This window comes from Streptomyces sp. NPDC047117 (assembly GCF_040643545.1).
Taxonomy (GTDB): domain Bacteria; phylum Actinomycetota; class Actinomycetes; order Streptomycetales; family Streptomycetaceae; genus Streptomyces.
The window spans coordinates 49,820-66,929 of record NZ_JBEYUN010000013.1 but is presented as its reverse complement, the minus strand read 5'-3'; the positions used below and the strand labels follow the sequence as shown (position 1 = coordinate 66,929).

Below are 17,110 nucleotides of genomic sequence, written 5' to 3'. Positions count from 1 at the left end.
GGAATGTGGGCGGCTGGCAACCACGAAAATCTCCCCTACTGCGCACCTGATCGACTCTGCGCTCATCCTTCCAGAAACCCGAGGTCGGCGTGGACCGTGACCGCTCGGTCCGCGATGAACGCTGCGTGGCCGCGAGGTCAACCCCCGTCGCCCCGCGGTGCCGCCCCGGGTGGGCCGCGCCGTGCGCGCGGCCCGGGCCGCGTCAGTGCGCGCAGCCCCAGCCGGCCGCCGCGGTGGCGGCGTCGGCCTTGTCCCGCAGGTCACGGACGGCCTTCGCCGGATCCTCGGCGCCGTACACGGCCGAACCCGCCACGAAGACGTCGGCACCGGCCTCGGCGCAACGCTCGATCGTCTTCGCGGACACCCCGCCGTCCACCTGGAGCCACATCTCCAGGCCGTGCTTGGCGATCAGCGCGCGAGTGCGGCGGATCTTCGGAAGCATGATGTCGAGGAACGCCTGCCCGCCGAAGCCCGGTTCAACCGTCATGATCAGCAGCATGTCGAGCTCGGGGAGCAGGTCCTCGTACTGCTCGACGGGCGTGGCGGGCTTCAGGGCCATCGAAGCGCGCGCGCCCTTGGCCCGGATCTCCCGCGCGAGGCGGACCGGCGCGGCCGCGGCCTCGGCGTGGAAGGTGACCGAGCCGGCCCCCGCCTCGACGTACTGCGGGGCCCAGCGGTCCGGCTCCTCGATCATCAGGTGGCAGTCGAGGGGGGTGTCGGTCGCCTTCCGCAGCGACTCCACGACGGGGACGCCGAGCGTCAGATTGGGCACGAAGTGGTTGTCCATGACGTCGACATGGAGCCAGTCCGCGCCCTCGACGGCCTTCGCCTCCTCGGCGAGCCGGGCGAAGTCGGCGGACAGAATGCTGGGGTTGATCAAGGCCATGCCACCTAGTATGTCGTGACCGCGGCGACAACCATAAGCGGGTCAAGGACGCGGACCACCGCCGTCCCGCGCGGCGCGCTCCCGGTCGGCCGCGCGGCGGCCCACCTCGGCCAGCAGCCGCTCCCGGTGCCCGGCGTCGGCGGCCAGCGCGACACCGGTCCAGGCCATGGCCACGGCGCCGTCCAGCACCGCGCGGTCCGCGCCCGCCGAGGTGCCGGCGGCGGCGAACTCCTCCGTGTGCTGCCGGGCGCCGCCGGTGTCGTAGCCGATCATCGGGTGGATCGTGGGCAGCAGGTGCGAGACGTTGCCCATGTCGGTGGAGCCGGTGCGCTGCGGCGCGCGGCCGACGGTACGCCCCAGGGCCTCGGCGGCCCCCGCGTACAGCTCGGCGACGGTGGTGTCCTGCCGCAGGTCGGCGAAGTCGTGCCCGTGCGGCGCCACGCGCAGTTCGGTGCCGGTGGCCAGCGCGCCCGCCTCGAAGCAGGCGCGTACCCGCTCCTGGAGCGCGCGCAGCTGCTCCAGCGTGGGCGACCGCGCCTCGTACCGGGCGGCGGTCCTGGCGGGTATGACGTTGGCGGCCTGCCCGCCGTCGGTGACGATGCCGTGCACGACGCTCTCCGGGGGCAGCTGCTGGCGGAGCAGGCCGAGCGCGGTCTGGGCGACGGTGAGCGCGTCCAGCGCGTTGCGGCCGTCCCAGGGCGCCGCCGAGGCGTGTGCGGCGCGGCCGGTGTACGTGAGGTTCCAGGAGCTGATGGCGAGCGAGCCGTTGCCGACGGTGTCGGCGTCGTTGGCGTGCACCATCATCGCGACGGCCACCTCGTCGAAGAGCCCGTGCTCGATCATGTCGACCTTGCCGCCGCCGTCCTCCTCGGCCGGGGTGCCCAGCAGCTTGACGGTGATGCCCAGGTCGTCGGCGACGGCGCCGAGCGCCAGGGCCGCGCCGAGCGCCGCCGTGCCGTTGACGTTGTGCCCGCAGGCGTGGCCGATGCCCGGCAGCGCGTCGTACTCGGCGCACACCCCGATCACCAGACCGCCGCTGCCGCGCACCCCGGTGAAGGCGGTGGGCAGCCCCGCGACGCCGCGCTCGACGGTGAAGCCGGCCCGCTCGGCGAGCCCGGCCAGCGCCGCGGCCGACCGGTGCTCCTCGTAGGAGAGTTCGGGGTCGGCGTGCAGCTGGTGGCTGAGGCCGAGCAGTTCCTCGCGCCAGGACTCGGCGGCGTCGCGTGCGGTGCGGTGGTGGGCGGTGAGCTTCATCGGTGTGCTCCTTCGGATGCGGTGGCGTACGGGGCGGCGGCCGCGGCGCGGCGCAGCCCGAGGACGGCGAGCGCGGCGGCGACCCCGGCGACGGCGCACAGCGCCCAGCCGGTGATGTAGCCGCCGAGGGCGACCCGGCCCGCGGGGCCGGTGTGTGCCGCGAGCGCCGCGCCGAGCACGGCGGATCCGACGGCCGCGCCGAGCGACAGCACCAGTTCGTTGACGCCGGCCGCGGTGGCGGTCTCCTCGGGGGCGACCGCCTCGACGGTCAGCGTGCGGGTGACGGACTCGAAGAGGCCCAGCGCGACGCCGATGAACAGCGACGCGACCAGGTAGTGGGCGAGCGCGGTGTGCCGGAGGACGAGCAGCCCGAAGCCGACGGCCGCGGTGACACCGGCCGCCGCCACGGTGACCCGCTCCCCCAGCCGCCGCAGCAGTACCGGGCTGAGCGCCGAGGCCGCCACGCTGGCCAGCGTCATCGGGAGCAGCGCCCAGCCGATGGCGGTGGCGTTCAGGCCGATGCCGTAGCCCACGGCGTCCGGCGCGGCGGCGAGGAAGGTGGCGTTGAACGCGATCGACCCGATGGTCACCGCCGCGACGCAGAAGGTCACCACGCTGAGCACGGCCACCCGCGGATTGCGGAACATCCGTACGTCCACGAGCGGCTGCGCCACGCGCAGCTCCAGCACCCACCAGCCGGCCAGCGCGGCCACGCCGACCAGCCCGCAGCCCACGGTCGCGGCCGACGCCCAGCCCCAGGTGGCGCCCTGCGCCAGCGCGAGCACCACGCCGACCAGGCCGACGGTGAGCAGCACGCAGCCGGGTACGTCGAACCGCCGGGCCGCGGGCGCCGTCGCCCCGCCGTCCGGCAGCAGCCACCCGGCGGCCAGCCCCAGGAGGCCGGCGCCGACGCCGATCCACAGGCCGAGCCGGGCGTCCCGCGCGCCGACCGCACCGGCGACGATGCCCGCACAGCCGACGGCCAGGAGCAGCGCGCCCACCAGGACGCCGATGCCGCGCCGGGAGGCCGCCTCGCCCTGCTGGTGGCGGAGGATGCCGATCATCAGCGGCATGAAGCCCACGACGCCACCCTGGAGGGCCGCGCCGAGCGTGAGGAAGGGCAGCGTGGGCCACAGCGCCATGACGAGCGAGCCGAGCACGACCATGAGGATCGAGGCACGGAGGAGCCGCCGGTGGCCGAAGCCGTCGCCGAGCCGGGAGAGGACCGGGGTGAGCACGGCGCAGCTCGCCATCTGCACCACGATGATCCAGTTCTGCTGGGCGGTGCCGAAGCCGGCCTGCGCGCCCAGTCCCGGAAGGATCGGCGGCAGGTACTGCTGCGTGGCACCGCTCGCGACCTCGACGAGGGCCATCGAGGCGAGCATGGCGCGGGGGCCCAGGGGGCGTGCGGGTCTGACTGTTCTGTTCATGACAGAGACCTCGGTTCGGGAAACGGCGGTACGCGCTTCAGGGCAGGCCGGAGCGACGCCCGGAGGCGTACCGAAAAGGGGGAGGGTTCAGGAATCGGCGCCGGGCCGCGGCAGCCGTGGCACGGCCCCGGAGAGCGCGAGGTCGACCATGGCGTCGGCCTGGGAGGCGAGCAGCGCATCGGCCCGTACCTCGGTACGGAACATCACCGTGCCCGACCACATGTCGATCAGCAGGTCCACGTCGATGTCCGCGGGCAGATCACCACGGGCCACGCCTCGCTGGACAGCCGCCCGCGCGTACTGCCGCCGCGGCCCCAGCACCTCGGTACGGAAGCGCTCCAGCACGGCCGGGTCGCCGATGGTCGCCCACAGGGACGACAGCAGCCTGCCCCGGCTCTCGCCCACGTCCTGGACGATCTGCTCGAAGAGCATCCGCATCTCGCTGCGGGTGTCCCCGAGGTCGGGGATGTGGTCGACCGCGGCGTTCCGGATCAGCAGCTCGCCGACGAGCGCGGACTTGTTGGCCCAGCGGTGGTAGACCGTCTTACGGGTGACGCCGGCCCGGGCGGCGACCTTCTCGATCGTCAGCTCCAGATACCCCAGCTCCACGAGCAGCTCGGCCGCGGCGTCCAGCACCCTGCCGTCCAGCTCGGGGTCCTTGGGACGGCCACCGCGGGCCACGGGGCGGTCGGCCCCGCCGGGCGTGCCGGCATCGGTCTTCGGGGTACGACGCGAGCTCATGGTGGCACTCCGCAGCGGCAAAGGGAGAGGGAGCGGCGGCCAGGGCGCGCCGGCAGGGCAACAACGTATGACCGCCCACGCCCCTGGTCAATACTTCAACGGAAACACTCTGTTCCCTAATGCCGAAGCAACCTCCCCCACCAGCGCCCCCCCGGGACGCCCTCTTCGGGAACAGAGTGTTCCCCAACTCCCTCAGGCCGTACGGCGCAGCAGAGCCAGATACATCGCGTCCGTGCCGTGCAGATGCGGCCAGAGCTGCACGTCGGGCCCGTCGCCGAGCGCGGGGACACCGGGCATCAGCGGCCGGGCGTCGACCAGCTCGGCGGCCACCCCGCCGCGCTCCTTCAGCACGTCGTCCACCACCGCGCGGGTCTCCGCCAGATGCGGCGAACAGGTCGCGTACCCGACGACCCCGCCGACCCGTACGGCCCGCAGCGCCTGCCGCAGCAGCTCGCGCTGGAGCGGCGCGAAGCCGTCCAGGTCCTCGGGCCGGCGGCGCCAGCGCGCCTCGGGACGGCGGCGCAGCGCCCCCAGCCCCGTGCACGGCACGTCCACCAGCACCCGGTCGAAGGAGCCGGGCCGCCACACCGGGCGCGTACCGTCCGCGGCGATCACCTCGTACGGCCCAGGATTGCCCGCCAGCGCCCGCCCGACCAGCCGGGCGCGGTGCGGCTGCTTCTCCGCGGCCAGCAGCGCGGCCCCCCGCTCCGCCGCCAGCGCCCCCAACAGCGCCGCCTTGCCACCGGGCCCCGCACAGGCATCCAGCCACCGCGCGTCGGCACCCTCCACCGGCGCATTGGCCAAGGCCACCGCGACCAGCTGACTGCCCTCGTCCTGCACCCCCGCACGGCCCTCCCGCACGGCGTCCAGCGCACCCGGCTCGCCACCTTCGCTGAGCCGGACCGCGTACGGCGACCAGCGCCCCGGCAGCGCATTCTCCTCGCCGACCGCGTCGAGCAGCTCCTCGGCCGTGGCCCGGCCGGGCCGCGCGACCAGCGTCACCTCGGGCCGCTCGTTGTCGGCCTCCAGCAGATCTTCGATACCGGCCCGGCCACCGCCCAGCGAGTCCCACAGCGCGGAGACGACCCACCGCGGATGCGAGTGGACCACGCCCAGATGGTCCTCCGGGTCCTCGTCGTAAGGAGGCGCGACCCGCTCCAGCCACCCGTCCAGGTCCTCCGCGGCGATCTTCCGCAGCACCGCGTTGACGAACTTCGCTCGCCCGTCCCCCAGCACCACCCGCGCCAGCTCCACGCTCGCGCTGACCGCCGCATGCGTAGGAATACGCGTACCGAGCAGCTGGTGCGCGCCCAGGCTCAGCACGTCCAGGACCGGCGGGTCGACTTCCCGCAGCGGCCGGTCCACGCACGCCGCGATGATCGCGTCGTACGTGCCCTGCCGGCGCAGCGTCCCGTAGACCAGCTCGGTGGCCAGAGCCGCGTCGCGCGCGTCGAAGTCGCCGCCCTCGCGCGCCTTCCGCAGCAGCGGCGGCAGTACGAGGTTCGCGTACGCGTCCCGCTCGTCGACCGCGCGCAGGGCCTCGAACGCGAGGATGCGCACGGGGTCCTTCTTCGGCCTCCGATAGGGCTTGCTGCCGGGACGACGACGAGGCTGGTCGCTCACGAGTAAGGTGCTCCGCTGCTGACGAGGATGAATCCCACCCAGCCTACCGTCGCAGCTGATCCCCCCAGCCGCCCTGGATCATGGTCTGGAACGCCCACCCCCCGTCGCGCCTGACCAGCACGTCCGCGTACCGCACCGACTGCGACCGCCCGTCCACGGTGAACACGGCGTCCGTGAACACCACGACGATCCCCGTACTCAGAAAATGCGGCGTACGCGTCGACTCGAACGTCACATCGCCTCCGCCCCCCATCACTTCCGCCATCGTCCGCACGAACTCCGCGCGGCTCCACTGCCCCGCCTGCCCGTTCCCGTCCGAGTCGTCACTGACGAGGTTGAGCGGAAAGACGGCCATGTCCGCCATCCCCTCGACGTCCACTCCGGCACTCAACGCGTCGTACCGAGCGAACCACTCCTCGACCTCCCGCAGGTCCTGCTCCGAAGGCACGTAACCCCCCGCCTCGGGCACAACGAACTCCCCCACGAGCCCCTCCTAATCAAACTTGACTACCACTCCCCCACTCAATACCCGCTCATCCCCACTAGTCAAACTTGAGCAATGCCAATCGGGGCGTCAGTCCCCGACGCGCTCGCCCTCCGAGATGCGCACGCCGCGGGCCCAGTCCGCCGCGGCCATCGGCTTCTTGCCCTGCGGCTGCACCCACTGCAACTGCACCGCGTGGCTGCCGGTGCCCACGAACACGGCCTTCTTCGTCGCCTCGATCTCGCCGGGCTCCAGATCCGTACGGTCGGGCAGCGGCGTCACCGCCATCACCTTCAGCCGCTCCCCCCGGAACAGCGTCCACGCGCCCGGCGCGGGGGCGCAGCCCCGGACCACCCGGTCCACCCGCAGCGCGGGCGCCGACCAGTCGATCTTCGCGTCCTCGACCTCGATCTTCGGCGCGAGCGTGACCCCCTCGGCCGGCTGCGGCACCGCCTTCAGCGAGCCGTCCTCGATGCCGTCCATGGTCGCGGCGAGCAGCCCGGCCCCGGCGAACGCCAGCCGGGTCAGCAGATCACCGCTGGTGTCCGTGGCCCGCACCTCCTCGGTCAGCACTCCGTAGACGGGTCCCGAGTCCAGCCCCTCCTCGATCTGGAAGGTGGAGGCGCCGGTCACCTCGTCGCCCGCCAGCACCGCGTGCTGCACGGGCGCCGCGCCGCGCCACGCGGGCAGCAGCGAGAAGTGCAGGTTCACCCACCCGTGGACCGGAATCTCCAGCGCGGCCTTCGGGAGCAGCGCGCCGTACGCGACGACCGGGCAGCAGTCCGGCGCGATCTCGCGCAGCCGGGCCAGGAAGTCCTCGTCCCGCGGCCGGGCGGGCTTGAGCACCTCGATACCGGCCTCCTCGGCACGCTGCGCGACCGGACTCGCGACGAGCCTGCGGCCGCGGCCGGCCGGCGCGTCCGGCCGGGTCACGACGGCCGCCACCTCGTGCCGGTCCGACGCGATCAGGGCGTCCAGGGCGGGAAGGGCGACCTCGGGGGTGCCGGCGAAGACGAGCTTCATGGGTGGCGTACTACCTCTCAGCGCTGCGGAAGGACACACCAGTCTATGGGTCGTCAGACACGGGGGCGTACGGGTTACCGCGCGCCCCAGCTGAAAGCTCGTACGCCCCCATACCGTGACCCCACCCGGCGCTGTCGCGTTGGTCAAACGACATTGACCAACCGGGCCGCCCAGCCGGTCCACGCATTCATTTTCCGCATCAACGCCGGTTCGAGAGGCTTGTTCATGGCCGACCACGCAACCCACGACGCCCAGGCACGCGCCAGTCTCCATCTACTGGTGCGGGACATCGAGCGGGTCCGCCGGCAGGTGGACGCACTGCGTACGCTGACCGCACAGCTCGGCAACGTCTACCGTCCGCGGCGCACCGGCCCGTCCACGGGCTTCGTCGTGTACGGGCGCGCCCCGGCACCCACGGTGCGCCTCGCCCAGGAGCTGCGGGACAGCGTCGAAACGCTCGTCACGGCCGCGGTCGACTTCGACCGCTCGCTCGGCTTCTCGTGGGACGCGGTGGGCTCGGCACTCGGCGTCACCAAGCAGGCGGTCCACCGCCGCTACGGCGCCCGCCGCCCCGCACCCCAGCCCCCGGCCGACGCCCAGGACACCCCCCGCGCCACCGAAGCCACCCCCCGCCCGGTCTCCGTGGCCCCCGCCATGCCGCCCGCGGCCGTCCCCGCGGCCCGCGCCATGCCGACCCACCCCGCCCAGGACCGCCCCAACGCCTTCCCGGGCCCCCGCAACGGCTGACCGGGCCACGGACGCCTTCCCGTACGCACGCCGAAGCGCACGGGCGGCACCGGCCCACCCACGCCACGACGCGCCGCAATCCACTTTCCCGACGGGAGGGGGTGGGCCGCAGCGGGTGGGGGTTCGGACGTAAAGCGAAGCAGTCCGAACCCCCACCCGCGGAGGCCCGCCACCGCACCCAGTACGACCCAGCCCGTCCGGCGCTTGAGGACAAACGTCACCGGGGTCACCCCGACGAAACCGCACCGTACGGGCACCCGGCACCGCACCGCGGAACCCCCACCGTCACCCAAGGTCCAGCGGATCAACCCGCACCCGCACAGCGGCCCCCTCCCGCCGCACCATCCGCCCCGCCCAAGCCGTCTTCAAGGCGAAAACCATCGCCGCCCCCTCCCCCGGCGGCACCCGGACCAGCACCCGCTCCCACGTCTCGCCCACCGGCGGATCCCCCACCCGCCGCGGGCGCCCCGCAGGCGGGTCCGGCACAGGAACCGGCCCCAGCACCTCCGCCGACGGCGGCAACGCCGCCCCCCGCACCAGGTCGGCGACATCCTCGGCCCGCCCCATGACCGAGGCCATCCGCGACACCGGCGGAAACCCGAGCTCCGCCCGCTCCGCGAGCTCCCGTACCGCGTGCCCCACCGGATCCCACCGCACCAGCGCCTGCACAGGCCGCAGCGTGGGCTCCCCGGTCACCACGACGGTGCCGCCCTCCTCCGCTCCGCGGACAAGGGCTCCCGCACCCAGCCACCGCCGCAGCGCCTCCTCCCCGGCCCGCAGATCGGGCCGGTTCAGCAGGGCCCAGCCGTCCAGCAGCAGCGCCGCCGCGTACCCACCGGCGGCGACCGGCTCGGCGCCGGGCGTGGAGACGATGATCGCCGGCCGGTCGGGCACACTGTCCAGCACATGGTCCCGGCCGGACGTCCGCACCGGCACCCCCGGGAAGGCCCGACCCAGCTCCTCAGCCGTCCGCCGAGCCCCCACGACCTGCGCCCGCAGCCGGGCGTGACCGCACTCGGCGCAGTGCCAGTCCGGCGCCGCGCGCCCGCACCAGCCGCAGCTCAGCGCGGTGTCCTGGTCCGCCGCCTCCAGCGGCCCCGCGCAGTGCCGGCAGCGCGCGGGCTCGCGGCACCGCGCGCAGGCCAGCCGGGGGACGTACCCCCGCCGCGGGACCTGGACCAGTACCGGGCCACGGGCCAGCCCCGCGCGCGCCGTCTGCCAGGCGAGCGAGGGCAGCCGGGCGGCGCGCGCCGCCTCGTCGCGGGCGGTCTCCGCGTCACCGATCGTGCGGACCAGCGGCGCCGCGGCGCGCACCTGCTCGCGCCCGGCCTCCAGGGACCGCGCCCAGCCGTTCTCCACGAGCTGCGCGGCCTCGACCGTGCGCCCCAGATCGCCGATGAGGCACGCCGCCTTCTCGTGCACGGCGCGCAGCAGCAGCACGTCCCGGGCGTGCGGGTACGGCGCACGGTCGTCGCTGTGGGCGGTGTGCCCGTCGTCCCAGAGCGCGACGAGCCCGAGGTCCGCCACCGGCGCGTACATCGCCGCGCGCGTACCCACGACGGCCCGTACGGCACCGCGGCGTATCGCCAGCCAGCGGCGGTACCGCTCCTCCGGCCCGGAGTCCGCCACCAGGAGGGTGTGCATCCCCCGGCCCACCAGCTCGGTCAGCGCGGCGTCCACCCGGGCCGCCGACCGCCCGTCGGGCAGCACGATCAGCGCGCCGCGCCCCGAGGCCAGCGTCGCCGCCGCCGCGGCGGCCAGCTCCCACGGCCAGTGCGGCCCCGGGAGCGCGGTCCATACGGCCCGGGGCGCCCCACCGCCCGCCAGCGCCTCGATGAACCCGGGCCCGTCGGGGTAGCGCTCCCAGCTGGCCAGTGCGGGCACCGGGGGCGGGGGCGGCGGCGCCGCGAAGCGCTCCGCCTCGGGCTTGGCGTGCCGCGGCGGGATGGCGAGCTGCAGTACGTCGGCGAGCGAGCCGGCGTACCGGTCGGCCACCGCGCGGCACATTGCCAGCAGCTCCGGCGTCAGCACCGGCTCGGGCGAGACGACCTGGGCGAGGGCCGCCAGCGGGCCCCGGTAGTCGGACTCGGCGATGCGCTCGACGATGTACCCGTCGAGGAGGCCGCCGCCCTCCCGCCGGCCCTCGCGCACCCTGCCCGTGCCCGCGCCGAACCGGACCCGGACCCGGACGCCGGGCTGCGCCTCCTCGTCCATGGCGGCGGGCACGGCGTAGTCCCAGAGCTTGTCGAGGTGGACCGGGCCCTTGTCCACCAGGACCCGCGCCACCGGCCGCTCCTTGGCCAGCTCGGCGCCCCGCCAGGTCCGCGGCCTGGCCTTGGGCGCCTTCTTCTTGGCCTCCCGGACGGTCTCCCGGATCAGCGCCAGCTGCTCGCCCTGCTCGCCGGCCCCCGCCCCGTTCTCGCTGCTCACACCCCCAGTCTTAGCAGACCCCACCGACAGTGCCCGCGCGGCGCCGGGTCCGCCGGACGCCCGCACGCGTGCCGCCGTACCCGCCGGGAGCGCGAAACGCCTCCGGGCCCGTACCGCAGGTGCGGTACGGGCCCGGAGGCAGGAAGCTGCGGAGGCGGTGCCTTACAGGCCCGCCGCCTTGCGCAGGGCGTCGACGCGGTCCGTGCGCTCCCAGGTGAAGGCGTCCAGCTCGCGGCCGAAGTGACCGTACGCGGCGGTCTCGGCGTAGATCGGACGGAGCAGGTTCAGGTCGCGGATGATCGCGGCCGGGCGGAGGTCGAAGACCTCGCTGATGGCCTGCTCGATCTTCTCGACGTCGACGGTGGCGGTGCCAAAGGTCTCCACGAAGAGACCGACCGGCTCGGCCTTGCCGATCGCGTAGGCGACCTGGACCTCGCAGCGCTGGGCCAGGCCCGCGGCCACGACGTTCTTCGCGACGTACCGCATGGCGTACGCGGCGGAGCGGTCGACCTTGGACGGGTCCTTGCCGGAGAAGGCGCCGCCGCCGTGCCGGGACATGCCGCCGTAGGTGTCGATGATGATCTTGCGGCCGGTGAGGCCCGCGTCACCCATCGGACCACCGATCTCGAAGCGGCCGGTCGGGTTGACCAGGAGGCGGTAGCCCTCGGTGTCGAGCTTGATGCCGTCCTCGATCAGCTCGTTCAGCACGTGCTCGACGACGAACTCGCGGATGTCGGGAGCGAGCAGCGAGTCCAGGTCGATGTCCGAGGCGTGCTGCGAGGAGACGACCACGGTGTCCAGGCGGACCGCCTTGTGACCGTCGTACTCGATGGTGACCTGGGTCTTGCCGTCGGGGCGGAGGTAGGGGATGGTGCCGTTCTTCCGCACCTCGGACAGCCGCTTGGAGAGGCGGTGCGCGAGGTTGATCGGGAGCGGCATCAGCTCCGGGGTCTCGTCGCAGGCGTACCCGAACATCAGGCCCTGGTCGCCGGCGCCCTGCTTGTCCAGCTCGTCCTCGTCGCCCTCGACCCGCTTCTCGTAGGCGGTGTCGACACCCTGGGCGATGTCCGGGGACTGCGCGCCGATCGATACGGAGACACCGCAGGAAGCGCCGTCGAAGCCCTTCTTGGAGGAGTCGTAACCGATCTCCAGGATCTTGTTCCGCACGAGGGTGGGGATGTCGGCGTAGGCCTTCGTGGTCACCTCGCCGGCGACGTGCACCAGGCCGGTGGTGATCAGCGTCTCGACGGCGACCCGGGAGGAGGGGTCCTCCTTCAGGAGCGCGTCGAGGATGGTGTCGCTGATCTGGTCAGCGATCTTGTCGGGGTGGCCCTCGGTGACGGACTCCGAGGTGAAGAGGCGGCGGGACACATCGCTCCCTGGGGTTGCAGCGGCTGCTGTCTGATCATTGACGGACCGGCCGAGAGCTGCGCTCGGCGCGATCCACGGCCAGTTTATCGGTCGACGGTCCCGTTCGGGCACGCAGTCTCGTTCTGTGGATGCGCCGTGACCAGGGACACCCTGTCCGCCGGCCGCGGGACGCCACCCAACGGCAGGCCACGACAAGGGGTTTTGCCGTGGCGCATGGGCCGGAATGGACTCATCGAGTGATCAGGAAATTCGTTCGGCGACCAGGTCCCAGACCGTGTCGGCCAGCGCTTCCTTGGGCCCGTGGGGCACCGGGGTCTCCGTACCGTCGGCGGCCAGCACCACCGCCTCGTTCTCGGCGGAACCGAAGGTCCTGTGCTCCCCGACCTCGTTGACGACCAGCAGGTCACAGCCCTTGCGGACGAGTTTCCTGCGGCCGTTCTCCAGGACGTCGTCGGTCTCGGCGGCGAAGCCGACGACGATCTGTCCGGGACGCGCCCGGTCGGCGGAGATCTCCGCGAGAATGTCCGGATTGCGGACCAGGTCGAGCGGCGGCTGCTCCACGTCGTCCTGCTTCTTGATCTTGCCGGGGGCGTACTGGGCCGGGCGGAAGTCGGCCACGGCCGCCGCCATGACCACCGCGTCCGCGTCCGCCGCCGCCTTCAGGACCGCCTCGCGCAGCTGCACGGCCGTCCCGATGCGGACGACGTCCACGCCCGCCGGGTCCGGCAGGCCGGTCTCCGCGGCGACCAGCGTGACTCGGGCGCCGCGCGCCACGGCCGTACGGGCGAGCGCGTAGCCCTGCTTCCCCGAGGAACGGTTGCCCAGGTAGCGGACGGGGTCCAGCGGCTCACGGGTGCCGCCCGCGCTGATCACGACATGCCGGCCGGCGAGATCCGCGGTGACCGCCTCGGGGCCGCGGGCCAGCACCCGGCGGCAGACCTCGAAGATCTCGGCCGGGTCGGGGAAACGGCCCTTGCCGGTGTCGACGCCGGTCAGGCGGCCCACGGCGGGCTCGATCACGATCGCGCCGCGGCGGCGCAGCGTCGCGACGTTCTCCTGCGTGGCCGGGTGCTCCCACATCTCGGTGTGCATGGCGGGCGCGAAGACCACCGGGCAGCGGGCGGTGAGCAGCGTGTTCGTCAGGAGGTCGTCGGCGAGGCCGTGCGCGGCCTTGGCCAGCATGTCGGCCGTACAGGGCGCCACCACGACCAGGTCGGCGCCCTGCCCGATGCGGACGTGCGGCACCTCGTGGACCGACTCCCAGACCTCGGTGGAGGCCGGGTTCCCGGAGAGCGCTGCCCAGGTGGCCTCGCCCACGAAGTGCAGCGCGGATTCCGTCGGCACCACGCGGACGTCGTGCCCGGACTCGCTCAGCCGCCGCAGCAGCTCGCAGGCCTTGTACGCGGCGATCCCGCCGCTGACTCCCAGGACGACCTTGGGCTTGTCCATCGTCTTCGCTGCTCCCCGAGCCAGGGCGCCCATGCGCCGAACACTTTCCCGTACACGGCGGTGTACGTACCCATGACACACCAAGGGCCCGGCAGCGCGGCTGCCGGACCCTTGGTCCATGAAACTTTTCGCCGGAGCGGGCCCTTACTGGGCCGGGCCCTCCACGGCCTCGGAGGTCAGCAGACCCGCGTTGATCTCGCGCAGCGCGATGGAGAGCGGCTTCTCGTGGACGTGGGTGTCCACCAGGGGGCCGACGTACTCGAGCAGGCCCTCGCCGAGCTGCGAGTAGTACGCGTTGATCTGGCGCGCACGCTTCGCGGCGTAGATCACGAGGCTGTACTTCGAGTCGGTGGCCTCGAGAAGCTCATCAATCGGCGGGTTGATGATGCCCTCGGGCGTGGTGATGGAAGAGGACACTCTCTGCCTTCCGAAGGTGTGATCAGGGAATTTCCGGAAAACCCGCGGCATCTGAAAAGAGCGCGAAGATCATTCTCCGGAGTTATTCAGCATCAAGGCTAGCAGCTCACGCGAGACGTCCTCGACGGAGGTGTTGACGAGCGTCTCGTCGAACTCCTTCTCCGCCGCCAGCTCGACACGCGCGGCCGCCAGCCGGCGCTCGATCACCTCGGGCGACTCCGTGCCACGGCCGGTGAGCCGGCGGACCAGCTCCTCCCAGCTCGGCGGGGCCAGGAAGACCAGCCGCGCCTCGGGCATGGACTCGCGGACCAGCCGGGCGCCCTGGAGATCGATCTCCAGCAGGACCGGCTCACCCGCCGCCAGGTGGTCCAGGACCGCCTGGCGGGGGGTGCCGTAGCGATTGCCCGCGAATTCGGCCCACTCCAGCAGCTCGCCATTGGCGATCAGCTTGTCGAACTCCTCGTCCTCGACGAAGAAGTACTGGACTCCGTGGCGCTCTCCCGGTCGCGGCTTACGCGTGGTGGCCGAGACCGAGAGCCACACCTCGGGGTGGACCTTGCGCATATGGGCGACGACCGTGCTCTTGCCGACCCCGGAGGGGCCGGAGAGCACGGTCAGCCGCGGTTGTCTGTCCGGGGTTGCCGGGGTCGCCCCCCGGGAGACTGCAGAACTCATGCAGCAATTATTCCAGCTTCCGGGCAGTGCCCCGGCACTAGCTCGCTGCGCTGCTGCCGAACTCACGCTCGAGTGCCGCGATCTGGTTGGAGCCGAGACCGCGCACACGCCGGCTCTCGGAGATGCCCAGCTTCTCCATGAGCTGCTTGGCGCGGACCTTGCCGACGCCGGGCAGGGACTCGAGCAGTGCGGAGACCTTCATCTTGCCGATGACGTCGTTCTCCTGGCCCTGCTTGATGACCTCGTGGAGGGAGGCACCGGAGTGCTTGAGTCGATTCTTGACCTCGGCGCGCTCCCGGCGAGCCGCGGCGGCCTTCTCGAGCGCAGCTGCGCGCTGTTCAGGGGTAAGGGGCGGAAGAGCCACGCCTACGTCACCTCGGATGTAGAACTGTCGGATACGGACCGGTGTGGAACCTAGTCGCCCCGCACCTGCGGAGCAACGAACAACGCGCTTACGTGCGGTGCTCTCGTCGGAGACTAGCGGGCGAGGGCGCCAGAGTCAGCGAGAACAGACGAAAAGTCCTGGTCAGCCTCTGCCGACCAGGACATTTCGGGACCAAAGTACCGGCTGAAGTGCCGGTCGCTGCCATTAACCGACCGCTGCGGCCACATCCTCGGCGATCCGAGCAGCCGCATCGCGCAGACCTGCGACGTCCGGACCGTGACGGAGAACACCCCGGCTGACGCTCGGCACCACATTGCGCACGGCGTCCCCGAACACCTTCGGCAGGTCGGCGGGGGTCGCTCCCTGGGCCCCGATGCCGGGTGCCAGGAGCGGCCCGTTCACGGCGAGGTCGTACGCGGACAGATCGCCCAGCGTCGCGCCCACGACAGCGCCGAAGGAGCCCAGCGGCCCGGCGCCGGCGTTCTCGGCCTTGAGGTGGGCGAGCATGGTGGCCGCCACGGTCGAGCCGTCGGCCCGTACCGCGTGCTGCACCTCCTGGCCCTCGGGGTTGGAGGTGAGCGCCAGCACGAAGAGGCCACAGCCGTTCTCGTCGGCCAGCTCCACGGCGGGTTTCAGGGAGCCGTACCCCAGGTACGGGCTGACGGTGAGCGCGTCGGAGAAGAGCGGGCTGTCCTTGCCGAGGAAGGTCTCGGCGTACGCGGCCATCGTGGAGCCGATGTCGCCGCGCTTGGCGTCCATCAGGACCAGCGCGCCCCGCTCCCGGGCCTCGGCGACGGCCGTCTCCAGGACGGCCAGGCCGCGGGACCCGAAGCGCTCGAAGAACGCGGCCTGCGGCTTGAAGACCGCCACGGTCTCGCCGAGCGCCTCGACGACGGTACGGGTGAACCGGGCCAGGCCCGCCACGTCGTCGTTCAGGCCCCAGTCGGCGAGCAGCGAGGCGTGCGGGTCGATCCCGACGCAGAGCGGCCCGCGCTCGTCCATGGCGCGGCGCAGACGGGCGCCGAAGGGCTCAGCGAGCCCCTGAGTCTGCCGGGAAGTCATGAGGTCACCTTCTTGTGCTCGGCGCCGACGGCCTCGGCGAGCGTGGCGTACGGGCTGTTGCGCAGGCGTGCGGCCAGGCCCTTGTGGATGGTGCGGCACCAGAACGGGCCCTCGTAGATGAAGGCGCTGTAGCCCTGCACGAGGGTGGCACCGGCCAGGATGCGCTGCCAGGCGTCCTCGGCGTTCTCGATGCCGCCCACGCCGATGAGGGTGATGCGGTCGCCGACGCGGGCGTACAGGCGGCGCAGCACCTCCAGGGAGCGCTCCTTCACCGGGCGGCCGGAGAGCCCGCCGGTCTCCTGGACGAGCGCGGGGTCGGACTTCAGGCCCAGGCCGTCGCGCGCGATGGTGGTGTTGGTGGCGATGATGCCGTCCAGGCCCAGCTCCACGGCGAGGTCGGCGACCGCGTCGACGTCCTCGTCGGCCAGGTCGGGGGCGATCTTCACCAGCAGGGGCACGCGGCGCCCGGTGACGGTGCGGTCGGCGGCCTCGCGTACGGCGGAGAGCAGCGGGCGCAGGTGGTCGACGGCCTGGAGGTTGCGCAGGCCGGGGGTGTTCGGCGAGGAGACGTTGACCACGAGGTAGTCGGCGTGGCCGGCCAGCCGCTCGGTGGAGGTGACGTAGTCGCCGACCGCCTCGGCCTCCGGCACGACCTTGGTCTTGCCGATGTTGACGCCCAGCGTCGTCCTGCTGTGCTTGTTACCGAGACCGGCCTTGCGGGCCGCCAGACGGGCCGCCACGGCCGCGGAGCCCTCGTTGTTGAACCCCATGCGGTTGATCAGCGCGCGGTCCTTCACGAGGCGGAAGAGGCGCTTCTTGGGGTTGCCGGGCTGCGGCTGCGCGGTGACGGTGCCGATCTCGACGTGGTCGAAGCCGAGCATGGTCATGCCGTCGATCGCGACGGCGTTCTTGTCGAAGCCTGCGGCGAGTCCGAAGGGGCCGTGCATGCGCCGCCCGAGGGCCTCGACGCGCAGCTCCTTGTGGCGCGGCGCGAGGGCGGCGGCCACGAAGGTCCGCAGCACCGGAATGCGCGCGGCCAGCCGGATCCAGCCGAAGGCCAGGTGGTGCGCCTGCTCGGGGTCCATCCGCTTGAAGACGAGCTGGAAGAAGAACTTGTACATGGTGATGTCCTC

General features: G+C 72.8%; 16 protein-coding genes. 1 reads left to right on the top strand and 15 read right to left on the bottom strand.

Annotation, left to right across the window (positions count from 1 at the left end; genetic code table 11):
- Positions 1-202 precede the first annotated feature (202 nt).
- The 7 genes from rpe to fmt all read right to left on the bottom strand — a co-directional run bounded on the left by rpe (position 203) and on the right by fmt (position 7,441).
- Positions 203-886, bottom strand: a complete 684-nt coding sequence (gene rpe / locus ABZ840_RS24400; RefSeq protein ID WP_361562241.1) for a ribulose-phosphate 3-epimerase — start codon at positions 884-886, stop codon at positions 203-205.
- A 42-nt stretch (positions 887-928) separates the two neighbouring features.
- Positions 929-2,140: a M20 family metallopeptidase gene (locus ABZ840_RS24395; RefSeq protein WP_361562240.1), complete on the bottom strand. Its 1,212-nt coding sequence runs from the start codon at positions 2,138-2,140 to the stop codon at positions 929-931.
- The gene (locus tag ABZ840_RS24390) at positions 2,137-3,570 is read right to left on the bottom strand and encodes an MFS transporter (RefSeq protein ID WP_361562239.1); all 1,434 of its coding nucleotides are present in this window, start codon (positions 3,568-3,570) and stop codon (positions 2,137-2,139) included. The genes ABZ840_RS24395 and ABZ840_RS24390 overlap by 4 nt, the downstream gene beginning before the upstream one ends.
- An 87-nt stretch (positions 3,571-3,657) precedes the next feature.
- A complete protein-coding gene (locus ABZ840_RS24385) occupies positions 3,658-4,311 on the bottom strand; it encodes a TetR/AcrR family transcriptional regulator (protein WP_361562238.1) in 654 nt (217 codons plus the stop codon).
- A gap of 192 nt (positions 4,312-4,503) precedes the next feature.
- Positions 4,504-5,934 carry a transcription antitermination factor NusB gene (locus ABZ840_RS24380; protein ID WP_361562237.1) on the bottom strand — a complete coding sequence of 477 codons (1,431 nt, stop codon included), beginning with the start codon at positions 5,932-5,934 and terminating at the stop codon, positions 4,504-4,506.
- Positions 5,935-5,977: 43 nt separating this feature from the next.
- The gene (locus tag ABZ840_RS24375) at positions 5,978-6,418 is read right to left on the bottom strand and encodes a nuclear transport factor 2 family protein (RefSeq protein ID WP_361562236.1); all 441 of its coding nucleotides are present in this window, start codon (positions 6,416-6,418) and stop codon (positions 5,978-5,980) included.
- Between the two features lie 90 nt (positions 6,419-6,508).
- Entirely contained in the window at positions 6,509-7,441 is a 933-nt protein-coding gene (gene fmt / locus ABZ840_RS24370) for a methionyl-tRNA formyltransferase (RefSeq protein WP_361562235.1), read from the bottom strand.
- 225 nt (positions 7,442-7,666) lie between these two features.
- On the opposite strand from fmt, the gene ABZ840_RS24365 reads away from it, so the two are divergent.
- Positions 7,667-8,188 carry a hypothetical protein gene (locus ABZ840_RS24365; RefSeq protein ID WP_361562234.1) on the top strand — a complete coding sequence of 174 codons (522 nt, stop codon included), beginning with the start codon at positions 7,667-7,669 and terminating at the stop codon, positions 8,186-8,188.
- A gap of 285 nt (positions 8,189-8,473) precedes the next feature.
- Here ABZ840_RS24365 and ABZ840_RS24360 read toward each other — a convergent pair whose 3' ends face one another.
- The 8 genes from ABZ840_RS24360 to ABZ840_RS24325 form a co-directional block, all read right to left on the bottom strand.
- Positions 8,474-10,618 carry a primosomal protein N' gene (locus ABZ840_RS24360; RefSeq protein ID WP_361562233.1) on the bottom strand — a complete coding sequence of 715 codons (2,145 nt, stop codon included), beginning with the start codon at positions 10,616-10,618 and terminating at the stop codon, positions 8,474-8,476.
- Between the two features lie 162 nt (positions 10,619-10,780).
- On the bottom strand, positions 10,781-11,989 hold the full coding sequence (gene metK, locus ABZ840_RS24355) for a methionine adenosyltransferase (RefSeq protein WP_361562232.1): 1,209 nt from the start codon (positions 11,987-11,989) through the stop codon (positions 10,781-10,783).
- Positions 11,990-12,229: 240 nt separating this feature from the next.
- The gene (gene coaBC / locus ABZ840_RS24350; protein ID WP_361562231.1) at positions 12,230-13,438 is read right to left on the bottom strand and encodes a bifunctional phosphopantothenoylcysteine decarboxylase/phosphopantothenate--cysteine ligase CoaBC; all 1,209 of its coding nucleotides are present in this window, start codon (positions 13,436-13,438) and stop codon (positions 12,230-12,232) included.
- A 144-nt stretch (positions 13,439-13,582) separates the two neighbouring features.
- Complete coding sequence (gene rpoZ, locus ABZ840_RS24345) at positions 13,583-13,855, bottom strand: DNA-directed RNA polymerase subunit omega (protein ID WP_030610454.1); 273 nt, start codon at positions 13,853-13,855, stop codon at positions 13,583-13,585.
- Between the two features lie 69 nt (positions 13,856-13,924).
- Positions 13,925-14,530: a guanylate kinase gene (gmk, locus tag ABZ840_RS24340; protein ID WP_361562230.1), complete on the bottom strand. Its 606-nt coding sequence runs from the start codon at positions 14,528-14,530 to the stop codon at positions 13,925-13,927.
- Between the two features lie 37 nt (positions 14,531-14,567).
- Positions 14,568-14,894, bottom strand: a complete 327-nt coding sequence (locus tag ABZ840_RS24335) for an integration host factor (RefSeq protein WP_052868108.1) — start codon at positions 14,892-14,894, stop codon at positions 14,568-14,570.
- Between the two features lie 225 nt (positions 14,895-15,119).
- Positions 15,120-15,977 (bottom strand): orotidine-5'-phosphate decarboxylase, encoded by an 858-nt coding sequence (gene pyrF, locus ABZ840_RS24330; protein WP_361562229.1) that lies wholly within the window; start codon positions 15,975-15,977, stop codon positions 15,120-15,122.
- Positions 15,974-17,098: a quinone-dependent dihydroorotate dehydrogenase gene (locus ABZ840_RS24325; RefSeq protein ID WP_361562228.1), complete on the bottom strand. Its 1,125-nt coding sequence runs from the start codon at positions 17,096-17,098 to the stop codon at positions 15,974-15,976. Before ABZ840_RS24325 ends, pyrF begins: the two co-directional genes overlap by 4 nt.
- Between the last annotated feature and the right edge of the window lie 12 nt (positions 17,099-17,110).